This window comes from Flagellimonas eckloniae, from assembly GCF_001413955.1.
GTDB lineage: Bacteria > Bacteroidota > Bacteroidia > Flavobacteriales > Flavobacteriaceae > Flagellimonas > Flagellimonas eckloniae.
In genome coordinates, this window is the sequence record NZ_LCTZ01000002.1 from 1014339 (window position 1) to 1032969 (window position 18631).

The window sequence follows — 18631 nt, forward strand, 5'->3', positions numbered from 1 at the left end:
TTGTTTCAAGTGCAAAAATATAGATTTTTGCCAACCTCACATAACGAAATCAGTATATAAAAAAACGACAATGGTTTCCATTGTCGTTTAACTGTTTATGAATTAAAGTGGTTTCCTACTTTATATATTCTATTTTTTCAGGAGTTTCCGCATTTTTTGTATCAAAAAACCCTTGGTTTTCCATCCATTCATTACTGTAGACTTTACTCATGTACCTAGAACCGTGATCAGGGAAGATTACAACAACATTACTGTCTTCATCAAACTCACCTTCTGTGTTCATGTGGTAAAGCGCCTGCATTGCAGCGCCACTGGTATACCCAACAAACATACCTTCGGTATGGGCTATCTTTCTAGCCATATGGGCACTTTCTTCATCAGAAACCTTTACATATCGGTCTATACAATTGAAATCTGTTGCTGTGGGAATTAAATTCTTTCCTAAACCTTCAATTCTATAAGGGTAGACCTCATTATGGTCAAATTCACCAGTTTCATGATATTTTTTCAATACTGACCCATAGGCATCAACACCCAATATTTTTACATCTGGATTTTGCTCTTTTAAATAACGTGCAATACCGGAAATTGTGCCTCCCGTACCGCTACAAGCTACAAGATGTGTAATGGAACCAGCTGTTTGATTCCAGATTTCTGGACCTGTGGTTTTATAATGAGCCTCTATATTCAACTCATTAAAATATTGATTGATATATATGGAATCCTTGGTCTCTTTATGCAGTCTTTTTGCCACTTCATAGTATGATCGGGGATCATCTGCGCTAACATGAGCTGGGCAAACGTATACTTTAGCACCCATGGACCGTAGCATATCTATTTTGTCCGGGGACGACTTTGAACTAACAGCCAGAATACACTTATAGCCTTTTACAATACTCACCATTGCCAAACTAAAACCCGTATTACCTGAGGTAGTCTCTATAATTGTACTTCCTGGTTTAAGAATGCCCTTGCTCTCTGCATTATCAATAATGTATGAGGCCACTCTATCCTTGGAAGAATGTCCAGGATTAAAGGATTCAATTTTAGCGTAAAAATTTCCGGTAAGGGGAGCTGCAATTTTATTCAGCTTTACTAAAGGGGTATTTCCAATTAAATCAAGAATATTGCTATGCGCATTTATCTGTTTCTTCATAACTGGGTTTAGGTAAGGAATTAATCTTGTTTGTATCAAAATTAGTCCGGCACAAAAATAGTATTTTTATTTTAAAGGATTTTTCCTTCTAAATCTAGAATAAAGGCATACTCTTTTGCAGTTTCCTTGAGGGATTCAAAACGCCCTGATGCTCCACCATGACCGGCATCCATATTCGTATCAAGAAACAAGAGATTATCACCAGTTTTATATTCCCTTAGCTTTGCCACCCATTTAGCGGGCTCCCAGTATTGCACCTGTGAATCGTGCAGTCCAGTTGAAACGTACATATTTGGATAGTTCATTGCCGTTACATTATCATATGGGGAATAGGATTTCATATAGTCATAATATTCCTTATCGCCAGGATTTCCCCACTCATCGTACTCTCCAGTGGTCAAGGGAATGGTGTCATCCAGCATAGTTGTTACCACATCAACAAAAGGTACGGCTGCAACTACCCCATTATACAGTTCTGGCTCCATATTTACTATTGCTCCCATTAAAAGCCCTCCTGCGGAACCACCTGAAGCGTACAAGTGTTCCACACTTGTGTACTTTTCTTTAATTAGAAATTTAGAACAATCAATGAAATCCGTAAACGTATTTTTCTTTTGAAGCAGTTTCCCATTTTCATACCAGGGCCTTCCCAAATACTCCCCTCCCCGTACATGGGCAATGGCGTATATAAACCCTCTGTCCAACAGACTTAGTCTAACAGATGAGAAATAGGGATCGATTGTACTTCCATAGGATCCATATGCATATTGTAAAAGCGGACTTGATCCGTCCAACTTGATATTTTTATGATAAACCAGTGAGATAGGTATTTTTACACCATCATGGGCTGTGGCCCATACTCTTTTTGTTCGGTAGTTTGTTTTGTCAAAATGTCCTCCCAAGACTTCTTGTTCTTTTAAGACCTTTTTAGTCTTGTCATCCATATTAAAATCAATGATTGCATAAGGCGCGCCCATCTCATTGTAATAATATCGAAGTATATTGGTATCAAAATCAAGATTAACGGAGGTTCCGGCTACATAGGTTTCACTCTCAAATGGCAAATGATAGCTAGCGGTTTTATCCCAACGGGAAACTTTCAACCTGTTTAGGCCATTCTCCCTTTCTGAAAGCACGTAGTAATTCTTAAATATGTCAACACCCTCCAATAGAACGTTCTCCCTGTGGGGAATAAACTCTTCCCAATCTTTTGAAGCGGTATTTTCTTCAGAAGTTTTCATCAATTTAAAATTGGTAGCGCCATCCTTATTGGTAAGAATATAGAAGCTTCCATTGTAATGCAAAATCGAATACTCCAAACTTCGTTCTCTTGGCGAAAAAACTTTAAAATCACCTTTAGGCTCATCAGAACTCAAAATTTGATATTCTGAAGTGAGTGTACTTGAAGACCCTATTATTATATATTTTTTCGATTTGGATTTGTAAACAAAAGTATTGAACGTTGAATCCTTTTCATGAAAGACCAGAACATCATCTTCGGAATTAGTTCCCAATTCATGTCTGTAAATTTTGTCCGAACGAAGAGTGACGGGGTCTTTTTTCGCATAGAACAATATTTTTCCATCGTTTGCCCAAACGGAACTGCCCATGGTGTTCTCAATTTTATCTGGATACACTTCCCCTGTTATCAAATTTTTAACTTGAATGTCATATTGCCTTCGGGAAACGGTATCCACGGCAAATGAAGCCAGCATATTATCTGGACTGATTGAAATTCCTCTTAAATTATAATAGTCATGGCCTTTTGCCAATTCATTGCAATTGAACATGACTTCCTCGTCTGCCTGCTGGGTTTCCTTTTTTCGTGAATAGATGGGGTATTCTTGTCCAATTTCATATTTGGTGATATACCAATAGCCATTGTATTTATAGGGAACAGAAGAATCATCTTCTTTTATTCGGGATTTCATTTCTTGAAAAAGCGCTTCTTGGAAATTTTTTGTATGCGCGGTCATTGTGTTATAATATGTATTCTCCGCATTCAAATGATCCAACACTTCTTGATCCTCCCTATTGTTCATCCAATAGTAATCGTCTATTCTAACATCGCCATGCTTTTCAAGCTTTGTGGGAATCTTTTTTGCAATTGGATATTGGGCACCCATAGGTTCTTTTTTACTATTTTGACAAGAGGCGGCAAAAGTAAGATATAAAATGAAAAAAGTACTTTTTAAAACTAAGTGGTTCATAGTTTTTGATTTATGGCAAATTACTACTTTTGAAATGTTTTAACTATAACCGGAACTAAGATGTTTGGAGATATTATGGGAATGATGGGGAAATTAAAGGAAACCCAAGAAAAGGTAAAAGCGACCAAAGAACGACTGAATACCGTATTGATTGATGAAACATCTTCAGATGGAAAATTGAAGGTTACGCTAACAGCCAATAGAGAAATCAAGTCAATAGAGATTGATGATTCTCTTTTGCAGGACAAAGAACAGCTTGAAGACTATCTTGTTCTTACACTAAACAAGGCTATTGAAAAGGCAACCAATGTCAATGAAACAGAGTTGGCAGCCGTTGCTAAGGATGGGATGCCCAATATTCCAGGTATGGATTCGTTATTTAAATAAAGATTAATCAATGAAATTTTTTCTATCCATAATCTTTGTTCTGTTCACATATGTAGAAACATCAAGCACTGATAATGAAATAGTATGGCATACTGATTTTGAAGATGCAAAAACTGTAGCAAAAAAAGAAAAAAAGAATATCCTAATTTATTTTACAGGGAGTGATTGGTGCTCACCCTGCAAAAAATTAAAAACTGATTTGTTTGACACCAATGATTTTAAACAAATCTCCAAAAAGTTCACGCTTTTGTATGTGGATATCCCTAGAAACCATGATTTGATTTCAGGCGATCAAATGGCACACAACAAAAAGTTGCTTTCACAATTCAATAAAAAGGGTGTATTTCCATTATTTAAAATTGTAAAATCAAGTGAAAAGATAGTGGACGAATACTCCGGATATAGTATGAATGGTGATGTTAGCTATCATTTGGATTTTTTCAGAAAAAACCAATAAAAAAAGCCCCCGGTTAAAGGAGCTTTTCAAAGGTTTAAGATAGTGTTTAGTTATTTATCAACCTGAATTCTGTTCTTCTATTTATTGAATGCTCCCTTTCTGTACAAGAAACTCCATCCGAACATCTGTTTTTTAATCTTTTCTCTCCATAGCCATTAGCTACCAAGAGACTTGAATTTATCCCTTTGGAAATCAAATATTCAGCTACCGATTTTGCTCTTCTATCCGATAAATCCTGATTTGAAGAAGCAGTTCCTCTAGCATCCGTATGCGATGCTATTTCCAATTTAACACCTGGGTTTTTAGCCAAAACGGGCATTAATCGTGTATCTATTATTCGTTTTGCTTCACTGGTTAAGGTTGCACTACCCAAATTCCAATTAATTGGAAGCGCTTGGTACTCAACAAGCGAGCATTCCACCTCTTTCCAAGTGGTCAATCCACCTTTTTCCTTTAAAACCTCTTTAGTTACCGTCTTCGTTACTGCCGGAATAGTCTCTTCGGTGGTATAAGCATCTTTATCCAAAACTGTCTTTGTAATGGTTGCATATTCCGCAGGAATTATCTCTTCAACAACCTTTGAAGGTTCCAACAAAACACGTTTTGTATAGGAAGAGCTTTTTGACCCAATAGGGGTAGCAACGGAGCTTGCATTGTTGGAAAGAAGTTGAGTACTTACTGTAGAATATTCTGCAGGATATCCTTTATAACACCAATATCTACAATCATCCGGGTTTCCAGATGCGCAATCTGGAGCAGGTGACCCAAGTTCCCAAAGGGCATAAGCAGGTTTAATTTCAATTGTTTCTGAACTTGAGGAAAACGATGCTGGGACAATCCTAAGGGTATTTCCTCCCTCTTTAGCAACAAATGTTACCGTTTCCGTTCCCCATTTCTCTGGAATTATGGTCAATTTTTTGCCTTCTTCCTTTATAAGAACCCTTTCTGTTACTTCTTTGAAAGTAGCAGGGATTGTTTTTAAAACTTTATACGCAGGTTTTACGGTCACTGTTACAGTTTCATTTACATAAACATCTGGTGTAGTACAGCGTACATAACATTTTCCAGGTTCTGGGTTAGAAGGTAAATCTTGTGCATTCATGAATGCAGTGCCTAAAATTGTAAGGCAGAGTACTAGTTTTTTCATTTTAATAATAATAGTTAGTGATTAATATTTGAATTAGCATTTCTATAATTATTAGAAACCTATTTCTTAAAAAAGTCACAAAACCTGAAGAATTATTAAATATTCAATAACTAGCCACTATATTTTGTCAATGGCGAAAAGCGCTATTTCTCTAGGAATTCGGAAGTTTACACTATTTTTTGAAGTACTTCTAAAAAAACAGAATGCATATCCTTTGTATAATTTAAATGGGTGACAATCCTTAGTTTCCCTTGTCCCATACCTATAATTGAAATTCCATTTTCTTCCAGTTTGGATAAAAATAGTTCAGAAGAAAGTTTTGATTCATCCAACTCAAAAATGATAATATTGGTCTCAATGGGTTCTACTTTTTTAATAAAATCCAGTCCTGAAAGAACTTCGCCAATTTCTTTTGCCCGATTGTGATCATCAACCAATCGTTCAATATGGTTGTCCAACGCATAAATACCTGCAGCAGCCAAAAATCCTGCTTGACGCATGCCACCTCCCAATACTTTTCTTACTCGAAGCGCATCATCTATCAACTTTTTATCTCCAACCAAAACCGAACCTACAGGACAACCCAGTCCTTTACTCAAGCAAACGCTGATAGAATCAAATAAGGCTCCATAATCCTTTGCAGCCTCATTTTTTGCAACTAAAGCATTCCAAATACGTGCACCATCCAAATGGTAGTTTAGTCCATTGGAATCACAAACCGTTTTGATTCTTTTCAATTCCTCAAAATCCCAACAGGCTCCTCCTCCTTTATTGGTGGTATTTTCAATACAGACCAGCTTTGTTAAGGGACTATGATAAAAATCTGGAGGGTTTATGGCTTGTTCAACTTGTTCGGCCTTCATCATTCCCCGCTCACCATCTACTAATTTACAGGACACTCCACTGTTAAAACTTACACCGCCCCCTTCATAATTATAGATATGGGCATATTTATCACAAATCAACTGTTCTCCTGGTTGGGTATGCAGTTTAATTGCTGTTTGATTAGTCATCGTGCCACTAGGAAAAAAAAGTGCGGCTTCCATACCAAAAAGTTTTGCCACTTTTTCTTCCAAAGCATTCACACTTGGATCAGCTTTAAAAACATCATCACCCACCTCAGCGGTCATCATGGCTTCCAGCATTCCCACAGTTGGTTTGGTGACCGTATCACTAATCAGATTGATTTTCATAAAGTATTTGATTTAGTCCATACAATTCATCCCAATGGGCGAACCATCAGGAATCTTAGGGGATGGAACTACTTTAAAACTTGAAGGGTTTTTAAGAAAACTATCTATGAGTCTGACCATTTCCGCAGAAATTGCGCTCTTCCCATTATTTAGGAGTGAAGTTCTAATTGTTTTTAATGCCTCAATTGAAATTGCATTTACCTGCGGGTGCACTGCATCTGCCGCGGCTAAATTTATAATATGATTGAGTACCCTAAAATTTATGGTCTGTTGTACTTCATCCAAATAAGGTTCTTTGCGGGATTTTTCCAAAGTACTTTTGACCAAAGTATTTAAAACGTCAGCCAACCCAACTTGGTTTTTGTCCAAACTTTTCTGCTGAATTAAACGCGACGCTCTTTCTGGATGCAATAAAAGTCTTAAGGTCATATCTGCGGAAGTTTCAGCTGCTGAAAGGGCATCAAAAGAAACCCCCATTCTTCCTTTAAAAGACTCGCGACTGCGTCCATAGCCAATAGCTCTTGGAGGAAATAGATTCAATTTATCCTTTGGAATAGCAATTTCTTCCGCATTTAGAGTTTTTAAAATTGACTTTAAGGCATTTTCCTGTGTAGTTGAATTTATGATATGAACCGTACGTTGTCCATCTCCTTTGATAGTATAATTGTAATCCAATCCTCCCACAAGTTTAGAAACAGCTTCCGTTTGGTATCTGTGAAAAAAATAGAGTGGTGCAAAAACATCCTCCAACATAGAGTTTGGTTCTCCAGTACGTATATTATCCATTGAAAAGTTAGCGATTGCAGTTTTTCTGATGTTTAGCACCTTATCCAATTCCTGGGCAGCATCTTTTCCATTATCCCACAGATGCGCAAGTGCATGTGCACCTCCTTGTGGACGTGCATCTTGATCTGAAATATACCGAAGGCCATCGGCCTGCGCTTGTTTCAATATTGCATCCAATCCATCTTTTTCGTTAGTGTTGTTTGGGAAATCAGAGTAGGAATAAGCCACGGTAACTTTATCCCATTCCCCTATTCCAATATCATAAGCATTTGAAAAACTGATTGTATTGCCTTCCACTTCAAACTGCGGGTGTGGGTAATCCATAACGGAAGCCCTGCCGTTTGTACTTGCAGCAAAATTGTGTGCAAAGCCAAGCGTATGACCAATTTCATGTGCGGATAATTGCCTAATCCTGGCCAAAGCCATTTCTAGCATAGGTTCGTAGTTATCATCACGTTCGGCAAAAGGTTGGTTCATCAAAGCTTGTGCAATCAAAAAATCTTGACGTATTCGTAAACTTCCCAGACTTACATGTCCTTTTATAATTTCACCTGTGCGTGGGTCTGTAATGCTGCTTCCATAGCTCCAACCTCTTGTTGAACGATGTACCCATTGGATAACATTATACCGGGCATCCAAAGGATCAGCATCATCAGGTAGAATTTTTAATTGAAAAGCATCTTTATATCCTATGGTTTCAAAAGCTTGATTCCACCATCTACCTCCTTCCAATAATGCAGAACGCACAGGTTCTGGAGTTCCATTATCCAAATAATAGATTATGGGTTCTTCTGCCTCGCTAACATCAGCTGCAGGATTCTTTTTTTTAAGTCGATGCCGGGTAACAAAACGCTTAAGAATCGGTTCCTGTACGGGAGTTGCATAATCATAATAGGAAAAAGGATAAGAACCACAGCGTGGGTCAAAAACCCTTTTTTCATACGTATCATCTGGCAATTCAATTAGGGAATGGTGTTGCGCTACCGTTACCAAACCAGGGTTTGGAGTTACGGAACGAATAAAACCACCCTCTGCACTACCGGTAAAAGTAAGGGTTACATCAAACTCCACATTTTTTGGAAAAGCCTTGGTTCGCTCAAAAGCCAACGCACTCTTGGATTTATCCAGACTGTAGGAGCCTTGTTTGCTTTGTTTTAACCTATTGGAGACACCATGGGCATCCCGCATTAAGAAATCAGTTATATCAACCAAATAGTTTCCTTTGGACTCTTCTTCAATTTTAAACCCGTGAAGAACAGATTTGGCAAACGCTTGTTCCACCGACTTTTTTTCCAATTCATTTTGGGTAAGCGCCCTAAACTTCAAATTGGGCTGTATTAATAATAACTTGTTCCCTGCTTTTCTAAAGAAAACAACCTGCTCATTGCCCAATTGACCTCTATCCAAGCCAATATCATTACTGCCAATTCCGCTACTCAGGGAATACACATACAAAAATTCTTTTTCAAGTTCATTTACCTCCAAAAAAATCTTGTCCGTTGCGTCATCGTAATAAAAGTTAAAGTACCCATTGAATTTTTGGTAATTTTTGGTCTTATCAAAACTTTGGGCATTTAGAAATCCTGTTGCAAATACTATTTGCAAAATGTAAAAAATATATTTTTTCATGTCTGAGTTAGTTCTATCTAAAAATAGTTAAAAAAGACCTAAAGTATACGTATAACACTTAGCTTTTTATGAGTCATGATTCTGTAATATTATGGCATAATTTTTATCAAATTCATCATTTTAAAGGTTCATTTTTACAATAATCCCATCAATATTGTGAATTTAATGTTATAATTTTTATGAAGATTTATGAAGCCAAACACCGAACACCAAATATTTTCATCTTACAATAAAAAAGATGGCTTTTTTGATGAAGTTTTTAACAGCAATGGAGATGCCAAATCCATTTATAAAAAACTGTTTGACCTATACGGAGACCACTCTGTTGCTGAGTATGTCCAATTGAACAACAAGGCAAAGGCTTCATTCTTTAATCAAGGGATCACATTTCAAGTTTATGGTGAAAAGGAAGCAAAGGAAAAGATTTTTCCCTTTGACCTCTTTCCCAGAATAATAGACGCTGATGAGTGGAACACCATTGAAGCCGGATCCATTCAACGTAGTAGGGCTTTAAATCTTTTTTTATGGGATGTTTACCATGACAAAAAAATAATCAAGGATAAAATAGTACCTCTAGAGCTTTTGAGCTCATCATCAAACTATCTCCATCAAATGATTGGTGTAGATCCTCCCAATGGCATATACAATCATGTTTCCGGAATTGATATTATTAAGCATGCTGATGGAAATTATTATGTGTTGGAAGATAATATTCGATGTCCATCTGGGGTAAGCTACGTAATATGTAATCGTACAGCACTTAAAAGAGCACTTTTTGGGGTTTTTAATCATTATCAAGCGCATACCGTTACCAATTATGCCGAAAACCTCATGGAGATTCTTGAAAGTGTCAAACCACAAGGTGTAGATATACCTACCTGTGTGGTCATTACACCCGGTATGTATAATTCTGCGTATTACGAACATTCGTATCTGGCCAAAGCTATGGGGGTTGAGCTTGTTGAAGGCAGGGATTTGTTTGTGGAGAATGACTTTGTCTACATGAAAACCATCAATGGACCAAAGAAAGTAGATGTAATTTATAGACGCATAGATGATCTTTTTATAGACCCTTTAGAATTCAACCCAGATTCTACACTAGGGCTTCCAGGTCTATTTTCAGCCTATAGAAAAGGTAATGTTTGTTTGGCAAATGCACCTGGAACAGGAGTTGCTGATGACAAGGCAATCTATACGTATATGCCCGAAATCATAAAATATTACTTGGATGAAGAACCCATACTCAGTAACGTAAAAACCTACCATTGCAGCAGACAGAATGAGTTAAAGTATGTTTTGGAAAATGTAGACAAACTTGTGGTCAAACCTGTTGATGAAGCCGGAGGTTATGGAATTTCAATAGGAAATAAACTAACCAAAAATGAAATTGAAGAGGTGAAAAAACGAATACTCAAAGATCCAAGAAAATATGTTGCCCAGCCAATTTTATCATTATCCGTACACCCCACATATATTGAGGACAAAAATTCCTTTGAACAACGACATATTGATTTGAGAACATTCACCTTATTGGGAAAGGATAAAGAATTTGTATTGAAAGGAGGATTAACCCGAGTTGCATTACAGGAAGGAAACTTAATCGTTAATTCATCCCAAGGTGGTGGTTCCAAAGATACTTGGGTTCTAAAAAAATAAACAGCCTATATGCTTGCAAGAGTTGCAAATAATCTTTTTTGGATGGGTCGTTACATAGAACGTTCCGAGCACATTGCCAGATTTATGAACGTAAATTACTTTTCATCCTTGGATGCTCCCAATACATTATCCCAGTCTAGACAGTTTGTATTGAAATCCATGCTTTTTATGGTTGGGCGACCGGTAAGCAATGATGAACTGATTCTAAACGAGGAACAAGTAATATATGATTTGGGTCTAAATTCGGACAAACCGTATTCCATATTAAATAATATTAAAGCAATTCGAGAAAATGCCAATAGCGCTAGGGATTTAATTTCTACCGAACTATATGAGGCCATAAATAAGTTTTATCATTTCATATTAAATTATGAATCTGATGTTTTGGTAAAACGAGGTCTTTATGATTTCACTGTAAACGTTACCGAAAGTTCTTCCATTCTAAGAAATAAAATAAGGGGAACATTGTTACATGATCAGGTTTATGCAATCATTATGCTTGGAATAAACATTGAAAGGGCAACACAAATAATACGAATAATCAATACCAAATACAATGATGCCTTAAACGCTCAAGGAAGCTATGGCAATAAAATTGCCCACAGTTCCGAATGGTCTACGCTTCTGAAATGTGCAGAGGCCTATGACATGATGCGACGCCTATATAAAAAGACACCCGCAAGTGTGACTACCCTTGAGTTCCTTGTGCTTAACGCAGATTGTCCGCGGTCGGTAATGAACAGCCTAAATCAAATTTGCAGTCATGTCCAGGTCTTGGACCAATCAAAATATCCCGTAAAAAATTCTACCTCCTGTTTAGTTGGAAAACTAAGGTCTAAATTTAGCTTTATGCAGGTCGAAGAGATTGAAAAAGACATCAAAGGCTTTATAGACCAGATTTTGGATGATCTTTTTAAAATTAGTGAAAGAATGGAGCAAGAGTTTTTTAATTACTAAATTCCCCTTCCATATTTAATCAATTATACCCCTATGTCGCTTGAATATACAGTAACCTACTGTACTGAAAACTCTTATGAGAATGATGTTTCCGAAGCCTTTTGGCAGTTCTGTATTATTCCAGAAAACAACACCACCCAAGATCTTATTTCCTGGGATTTTGATAACAGTTTAAAAGCGTTGAACGAAGTTTCCATAAATGGATTTGGTTTTCAAGTGGTTCGAATCCATCCTAAACAACTTTTTAAAAAAATAACCTTTAAAGCCAGTTTTAAGCTCATCAAAAAAGAAATAAACCCCTATGATTTTATTCTGAACCATGAAGTTTCAGAAGATTACGCTACTATTAACAGTATTGTGTTCATTGCCGATCATGAACCCTTCTTGAGAAAAACACGTTTTACAAAACTTGCTGAAAAGTACAAATCACTATTTCTATTTGATTCAACAAAATTGATTTTCGATAACTTATTGGAATTGAACAGCTGGGTTTTTGAGCATTTATATTTTAAAGTGGGCGTTACGGATGTGCATACAAGCTTGGATGAGATTATTGAAAAAAGACATGGGGTCTGTCAGGATTTTGTACACTTATACTGCGCCATTGCAAGGGAAAATAATGTTCCGGTCAGGTATGTGTCCGGGTATTTACATCAAGGCAATGGCTATTTTGGAGATTCCCAAATGCATGCTTGGGTAGAAGCATTTGTTCCAAATGTTGGGTGGGTGGGATTTGACCCAACCAATAATATTTTAGTGGAGCACAACCATCTAAAAGTTGCCCACGGAAAGGACTATCATGATTGTCCCCCAATAAAAGGGGTGGTATATTCCAAAGGACGGAACACTACAAAATATGTTGTGGAAGTGCAGGCATCCCAACAATAATAAGCATCCATTATTTCAATAAAGAAGTGTACTTTTGCCCAAAATTTCTACAAATATGGTTACCACAGATCAACAGAAGGATCTTATTGAGCGCCTTGGTGCGTTGAGGAGGTATCTTTGACATTGATGCCAAACTCATTGAAATAGAAAATGAGGAAGAAAAGACCCTAGCTCCAGGGTTTTGGGATAATTCCCAACAAGCTCAAATTCAAATGAAATCGCTTAAGTCCAAGAAAAGATGGGTTGAGGATTTCAATTCTGCCAAATCATTGGTGGGCGATCTTGAGGTATTGATGGAATTCCAACAATTAGGTGAGGTTTCTGAAGACGAAGTAACGCAACAATTTGATAAGTCCCGTATTCTAATTGAAGACTTGGAATTTAAAAACATGTTGTCCGATGAAGGTGACGAGCTTACCGCAGTACTTCAAATAACGGCTGGTGCCGGAGGTACGGAAAGCTGTGACTGGGCCGCAATGCTTATGCGCATGTATTTAATGTGGAGTGAAAAGAGTGGTTACAAGGTCAAAGAGCTCAATTATCAAGAAGGTGATGTTGCTGGAATAAAGACAGTTACCCTAGAAATTGAGGGAGAATTTGCTTTTGGTTGGCTGAAAGGAGAGAATGGAGTGCATAGATTGGTACGAATTTCTCCGTTTGATAGCAATGCAAAACGGCATACCTCTTTTGCTTCCGTTTATGTATATCCGCTTGTGGATGATTCCATAGAAATAGATGTGAATCCTTCAGATATTGAAATTACAACAGCACGGTCTAGTGGTGCGGGTGGACAAAATGTAAACAAGGTTGAAACCAAAGTGCAATTGGTGCACAAACCTACCGGAATCCAAATTTCCTGTTCCGATTCCCGCTCACAACATGACAATCGGGCCACAGCCATGAAAATGCTGAAATCCCAGTTGTATGAAATTGAGCTGCGGAAAAAACAAGAAGCCAGGGCAGAAATTGAATCTACCAAAATGAAAATAGAGTGGGGCTCGCAAATTCGAAATTATGTAATGCACCCATACAAATTGGTTAAAGATGTTAGAACGGGAGAAGAAACGGGTAACGTTGATGCAGTGATGGATGGAGAACTGAATCAGTTTCTAAAAGCCTTTCTGATGATGATGGGACAAAAAGAAGAATAAGTCAATACCTCAAAATTTAAAAAATGATAAAAATATATCACAATCCAAGATGTAGAAAATCCAGAGAAGGGTTGGAACTTTTGGAACAATCAGGAAAGGAATTTGAGGTTGTTCTCTATTTGGATGAGGTTCCTTCCAAAGAAGAGTTAGAGACCCTAATTCAAAAACTTGGAATCCCCCCAATGGAGTTGGTTCGAAAAAACGAAACCGTTTGGAAAGAACAATACAAGGGTAAAGATCTAAGTGAAAATGCAATTATTGATGCAATGATTACAAATCCAAAACTAATAGAACGCCCAATAATTGTGAAGGGAAAAAAGGCTGTAATTGGAAGACCCTCGGAAAAAATCAATGAGCTAATCAACTAAATAATAGTGGCAAGACTTTTGATTGTAACAGTATAACGTTAAATTGCCTAAATAAGGATTTAACTTGGTTGGATTAAACCCTAATTAAATTTGAGATCACACAACATACTAAAGTCATGAAACGTATACAGACCAACATTTTACTCACTGCCTTATTCGGTTTACTCTCCTTTAACTCACTAATTGCCCAATATGGCTATGGAAGTCAATATGGAGGTAGAAACGGTAGGGGAAGTACATTGCCACAAGTTCAAGACACTCCAAAAAAAGAAGAACCACTTACTGTAGAAGAAATAGTGGACAAGGAAATGCCCGCTATCACTGAAACATTGGAACTGAATCCTTTTGAAGAAGCCGTTGTACGAACCACATTAATAAAATATGTCCAACAGCGTAAAGAACTTAGAATCCTGGAACTCGAGCCTACAAAAATGCGTGAGGAAATGGAACGATTGGAAAAGGAGCAGAACGAGGAAATGAAAGCAGGCCTTCCCGAAGAAAAATACGATGCCTATTTGGAGCTGTTAAAGAACAAGTTTAAGACCAAAAAGAAAAAAAAGAAGAAATCCAAAAAAGATAAGGACAAGTCCTAGCATCAACTTCTTTTCTCAATCAACCTAACTCTGTCGATGACAGGTTAAATTTTGTTGTTTGTGGTTTATTTTTTTTAACCTCCAATTCTATTCTAAATTTCGCAGTAGAATCAATCAAAAAACTGCGATAAAATGCAAAAGCTTATTATACTGGTATTGTTGTTTTTAGCAATCAACGCCGTTGGACAAAAAAGACCAAGGGGGCAACAGGGCCAGCCAATTAAAATAAGCGGAACAGTAGTGGATAAGGACACTGGAGAACCTCTGGAATACGCTACTTTGGTATTACAGAAGGCCAAAGAACCTGATAATGTAACAGGCGGAATTTCAGATGAAACAGGAAAATTTGAAGTAGAAACAACACCTGGGCTTTACAATATACGTGTTGAATACATCTCCTACTCCACTTATGAACTAAAAGAACAGCAGTTACGAACCTCAAAGGACTTGGGCGTTATACAATTGGCCATTGATGTTGAACAACTTGAGGCAGTAGAAGTAGTTGGAGAACGCACTACGGTTGAACTTCGGTTGGATAAAAAGGTATACAATGTTGGAAGCGACCTAACCGTAAAAGGAGGCTCGGTGACCGACGTCCTGGACAATGTACCCTCGGTTACCGTGGATGTTGAAGGAAATATAAGCCTTCGTGGAAATGAAAGTGTCCGTATCCTTATCAATGGAAAGCCATCTGCCCTTTCAGGTTTAAGCCCAGATGCGTTGCAACAACTTCCGGCAGAAGCAATTGAAAAAGTTGAAGTCATCACCAACCCATCCGCCCGTTATGACGCCGAAGGAACTGCAGGAATCCTAAACATCATCCTTAAACAGAGTAAAACAGCAGGATTAAATGGTTCCGTAAATCTTTTTGCAGGAAATCCAGATGTTTTGGGAGGGGCCTTAAGTTTAAACTTGAGACGGGATAGATTCAATATTTTCACAAATACCTCCTATCGCTATAGAAACGCCCCGGGAAATGCCCAGTTTATACAGGAAAACTTTGACGATGATGGCAACACGGTAAGTTTCCAGGATGAGTTCAGGAATTACCAACGGGAAGATGACGGATTCAACACCAATATTGGTTTTGAGCTGTTTTTGGATGAAGATGCAACAAGTAGCATTACCAATTCCCTTGTTTATAGAAAGTCATCTGGAGAAAATACGGTAAACGTGGACTTTTTTAATTTTGATGAAGTAAGGGACCCAACCATTCAGAGAAATCGGTTTACAATGGAAGATGAGGCGGATGAAGACGTACAATACGCATTGAATTATCAAAAAAAGTTTAAAAAAGACGGACATGTCCTAACGGCAGACTATCAATATTCAAAGGGGACTGAAATAGAGGATTCCTTGATTGAAGAAGTTGTTTTGGGTGAAAATACCACCTTGCCCACCGAACAGACCATTAATGATGAAAGTCAAACAAACCAACTGTTGCAATTTGATTATGTCTTGCCCTTTGGAAAGGATAACCAGTCCCAGTTTGAAGTAGGATATCGCGGTACTTTTAACACATTCAATACCGATTTTGTATTTGGGATAGTGGACCAAGGAGTTTTAACTCCTGATCCAGATTTTAGCAATGAACTTATTTACACTGAAAATGTAAATGCTGCCTATACCCAATTGGGAACCAAAATGAACAAGTTCAGCATATTGGGCGGTATCCGTATGGAAGCATCGGATATTGGCGTGGAATTGGTCAATACCAACGACCTTAGCACAAAGAAATACGTGGACTGGTTCCCATCCATTTTTCTTGGATATGAGTTTTCCGAGTATGAACAATTCACAATCAGTTATAGCCGAAGATTAAGAAGACCAAGGTCTAGGTATATCAATCCATTTCCTTCAAGATCTAGTAACACCAATCTGTTTCAAGGAAATCCTGATTTGGACCCGACTTACACCAATGCTTTCGACTTGGGGTATTTGGTTCGGGGTGAAAAAGTGACCTTCACCACTTCGGCCTATTACAATCATTCCACTGGAGTATTTCAATTTATAACCCAAGAAACGGGAGGTTTTGTGGAAATAGAAGATCCTGACAATCCTGCAGACCCAATTTTAGTGCCCATTCAGGTACGGACACCCATAAATTTAGCCACAGATACCAGATATGGGGCAGAGTTGACCACAACCTACACCCCAAAAAAGAACTGGCGACTTACTTGGAACCTAAATCTTTTTCAACAAAACTTGAGAGGTGATTTCTCATACATCAACTTTCAAAATGAGGAAATAACACAAAATTTTGATGCGGACAATTTTACTTGGTTTACCCGATTAAGCTCCAAAATACCTTTTCCTGCGGGAATAGAGTCGCAAGCCAATATTTTTTATAGTGGCAAACAAGTAGATGCACAAAATGTGAACAAGGGCATTCTTTATGCTAACCTCGCGTTCAGCCGAGATGTTATAAAAGATGTAGCCACGTTATCGCTAAGTGTTAGTGATTTGTTCAATTCAAGAAAAAGAATAACAGAAACGAGAACGGAAACTGTTTTTACGGAAAGTGAGTTTCAGCGACGGGAACGACAGCTCACGGTATCATTTTTATACCGGTTTAACCAACCCCAGAATGAAAGAAACGGAAGAGGCAACGACAGAAATGGTGGTGGTGATGAAGATTTTGATTTTGAAGGGTAACAAAAAAGGAGCTTAAAAGCTCCTTTTTTTATTCGTTTCGCTGGGCTTTTTTGGCCTCGCGTCTTTCTTTATACATCTCCATCAGGTTTCCAAATAACCAATAGGGTACTACAAAAGTCAATAAGAAAATCATTAACCAAAAACCTATGGTTAAAATGGTTAAAAAAGCTATAAAACCTAAATATTGGTCAAAGTCAAACATGATTTATCCTTTTGTTGTACAAAGATACTTTGAATTGCTATAAAAAAACAAATCTCTGGTTAAAAAATGTCTACTTCCCGTACGTTTTCTCCTTTAAGTAATTGATTTTTCTGAGATTGATGGGAACAAGCAATTACCTATAGCCAATTTTGTAAGGCGTTTTTTTCTATATATTTTTTATTAGATTTATCAATTTCCCAAAGTTCATATATCCTTTCGATTTCTTCATCACTTATCAAATTTAATCCGCTTTCTTTTTCGGTCTCCAATAACCTATTTAAAATTATCTCTCTACCTTCCAATGTTATTGGACCTAATCCTTTCACACCATTTCTTCTGAAATCACAGCGATATTTTTCATTATTCCTAAATTCTGAAATCCAGTTACGAAATTCATATAATTCTTTTAATTCCGAATAGCCATTTTCAATTAGATTTCCCATTGATTTGTCTTTTCTGACCACTGTGCAAGTCCAACATCCAAACCTTGAGTTACCACAAGATGAACCTTTTGTTTCTTTATACGCCGGACATTCGGATTCAGCATCTTGGTAAATATCTCTAATTTTAGAGAAATCAATACTTTTTGGAAAATCGGAATATCTCAAAGTCAACCATACATCTTCTAATGTATGATTAATAATTGGGCTAAAAATAATTTTGTTTGATGAACCATTTTGTTTCAGATAATACTCGTTTACTGTTTTGTGTTTTTTAATAGTTCTATCCCTTTGCTCACTTTCTGTATTTCTAATTCCAAGTAAAATAATAGCCTTGTCATCTTTTTCAATTAATTGTTTTACTGGATTTATTCTCAGTTTATCAGTACACCATCTAAAAATATTAGTTGGTGTAGGATATCCACGACCTATTACTTTAACAAAAAATCTATCGTTTAATTTAGGTTTAAGTATTTTAAACTTTAGCGGTATATTATGTAGGGTGCATTCTTTCTTTAATTTCTCAAATGTCTCAAAAACATAATCAGTTACTATCGGGTTCTCGACTCCTGTATCACAATACATTACAGTAACATCTTTGTGAAATTTATCAATTTTCATTAGAGCATTGAAAACTAATGATAGCATAGAGGAAGAATCTTTGCCTCCACTATAGCCAATAAACCAAGGAATATCATTTTTTTGATATTCCTGAATTATCATTTCCATAGCATTTTTATCTCCTTTGGTCATCAA

16 protein-coding genes are annotated in these 18631 nt (G+C 37.1%); 9 read left to right on the top strand and 7 right to left on the bottom strand.

Going from position 1 to position 18631, the window contains the following annotated elements; all coding sequences use genetic code 11:
- Window positions 1–115 precede the first annotated feature (115 nt).
- Together AAY42_RS04505 and AAY42_RS04510 are read right to left on the bottom strand one after the other, a co-directional pair.
- Window positions 116–1156 carry a cysteate synthase gene (locus tag AAY42_RS04505; protein WP_055397722.1) on the bottom strand — a complete coding sequence of 347 codons (1041 nt, stop codon included), beginning with the start codon at window positions 1154–1156 and terminating at the stop codon, window positions 116–118.
- A 71-nt stretch (window positions 1157–1227) separates the two neighbouring features.
- Window positions 1228–3366, bottom strand: a complete 2139-nt coding sequence (locus tag AAY42_RS04510; protein WP_055392807.1) for a S9 family peptidase — start codon at window positions 3364–3366, stop codon at window positions 1228–1230.
- Window positions 3367–3426: 60 nt separating this feature from the next.
- On the opposite strand from AAY42_RS04510, the gene AAY42_RS04515 reads away from it, so the two are divergent.
- Both AAY42_RS04515 and AAY42_RS04520 read left to right on the top strand, forming a co-directional pair.
- Entirely contained in the window at window positions 3427–3753 is a 327-nt protein-coding gene (locus AAY42_RS04515) for a YbaB/EbfC family nucleoid-associated protein (protein ID WP_055392808.1), read from the top strand.
- A gap of 10 nt (window positions 3754–3763) precedes the next feature.
- Window positions 3764–4210 (top strand): thioredoxin family protein, encoded by a 447-nt coding sequence (locus tag AAY42_RS04520; RefSeq protein WP_055392810.1) that lies wholly within the window; start codon window positions 3764–3766, stop codon window positions 4208–4210.
- Window positions 4211–4256: 46 nt separating this feature from the next.
- Here AAY42_RS04520 and AAY42_RS04525 read toward each other — a convergent pair whose 3' ends face one another.
- The 3 genes from AAY42_RS04525 to AAY42_RS04535 all read right to left on the bottom strand — a co-directional run bounded on the left by AAY42_RS04525 (window position 4257) and on the right by AAY42_RS04535 (window position 8965).
- Entirely contained in the window at window positions 4257–5357 is a 1101-nt protein-coding gene (locus AAY42_RS04525; protein ID WP_055392812.1) for an OmpA family protein, read from the bottom strand.
- 167 nt (window positions 5358–5524) lie between these two features.
- Window positions 5525–6550 (bottom strand): threonine aldolase family protein, encoded by a 1026-nt coding sequence (locus AAY42_RS04530; RefSeq protein WP_055392814.1) that lies wholly within the window; start codon window positions 6548–6550, stop codon window positions 5525–5527.
- Window positions 6551–6562: 12 nt separating this feature from the next.
- A complete protein-coding gene (locus AAY42_RS04535; RefSeq protein ID WP_055392816.1) occupies window positions 6563–8965 on the bottom strand; it encodes a zinc-dependent metalloprotease in 2403 nt (800 codons plus the stop codon).
- Between the two features lie 189 nt (window positions 8966–9154).
- Here AAY42_RS04535 and AAY42_RS04540 point away from each other — a divergent pair, with 189 nt between their 5' ends.
- From AAY42_RS04540 to AAY42_RS04570, 7 genes are all read left to right on the top strand, one after another.
- Window positions 9155–10621, top strand: coding sequence for a circularly permuted type 2 ATP-grasp protein (locus AAY42_RS04540; RefSeq protein ID WP_055392818.1), 1467 nt, complete (start codon window positions 9155–9157; stop codon window positions 10619–10621).
- A 9-nt stretch (window positions 10622–10630) separates the two neighbouring features.
- A complete protein-coding gene (locus AAY42_RS04545; protein WP_055392820.1) occupies window positions 10631–11578 on the top strand; it encodes an alpha-E domain-containing protein in 948 nt (315 codons plus the stop codon).
- Between the two features lie 33 nt (window positions 11579–11611).
- Entirely contained in the window at window positions 11612–12466 is an 855-nt protein-coding gene (locus AAY42_RS04550; RefSeq protein ID WP_055392822.1) for a transglutaminase-like domain-containing protein, read from the top strand.
- A 55-nt stretch (window positions 12467–12521) separates the two neighbouring features.
- A protein-coding gene (gene prfB / locus AAY42_RS04555) for a peptide chain release factor 2 (protein ID WP_139063647.1) occupies window positions 12522–13617 on the top strand; the annotation gives its coding sequence in 2 pieces (ribosomal slippage) (window positions 12522–12584 and window positions 12586–13617; 1095 coding nt in all).
- Window positions 13618–13640: 23 nt separating this feature from the next.
- Window positions 13641–13985 (top strand): arsenate reductase (glutaredoxin), encoded by a 345-nt coding sequence (gene arsC, locus AAY42_RS04560; protein WP_055392826.1) that lies wholly within the window; start codon window positions 13641–13643, stop codon window positions 13983–13985.
- A gap of 116 nt (window positions 13986–14101) precedes the next feature.
- Window positions 14102–14578, top strand: coding sequence for a hypothetical protein (locus tag AAY42_RS04565; protein ID WP_055392828.1), 477 nt, complete (start codon window positions 14102–14104; stop codon window positions 14576–14578).
- A gap of 132 nt (window positions 14579–14710) precedes the next feature.
- Entirely contained in the window at window positions 14711–17233 is a 2523-nt protein-coding gene (locus AAY42_RS04570; RefSeq protein WP_055392830.1) for a TonB-dependent receptor, read from the top strand.
- A 28-nt stretch (window positions 17234–17261) separates the two neighbouring features.
- Here AAY42_RS04570 and AAY42_RS18240 read toward each other — a convergent pair whose 3' ends face one another.
- Window positions 17262–17435: a hypothetical protein gene (locus AAY42_RS18240; RefSeq protein ID WP_175288725.1), complete on the bottom strand. Its 174-nt coding sequence runs from the start codon at window positions 17433–17435 to the stop codon at window positions 17262–17264.
- Window positions 17436–17572: 137 nt separating this feature from the next.
- On the bottom strand, window positions 17573–18628 hold the full coding sequence (locus AAY42_RS04575; RefSeq protein ID WP_055392832.1) for a phosphoadenosine phosphosulfate reductase domain-containing protein: 1056 nt from the start codon (window positions 18626–18628) through the stop codon (window positions 17573–17575).
- Window positions 18629–18631: the final 3 nt, after the last annotated feature.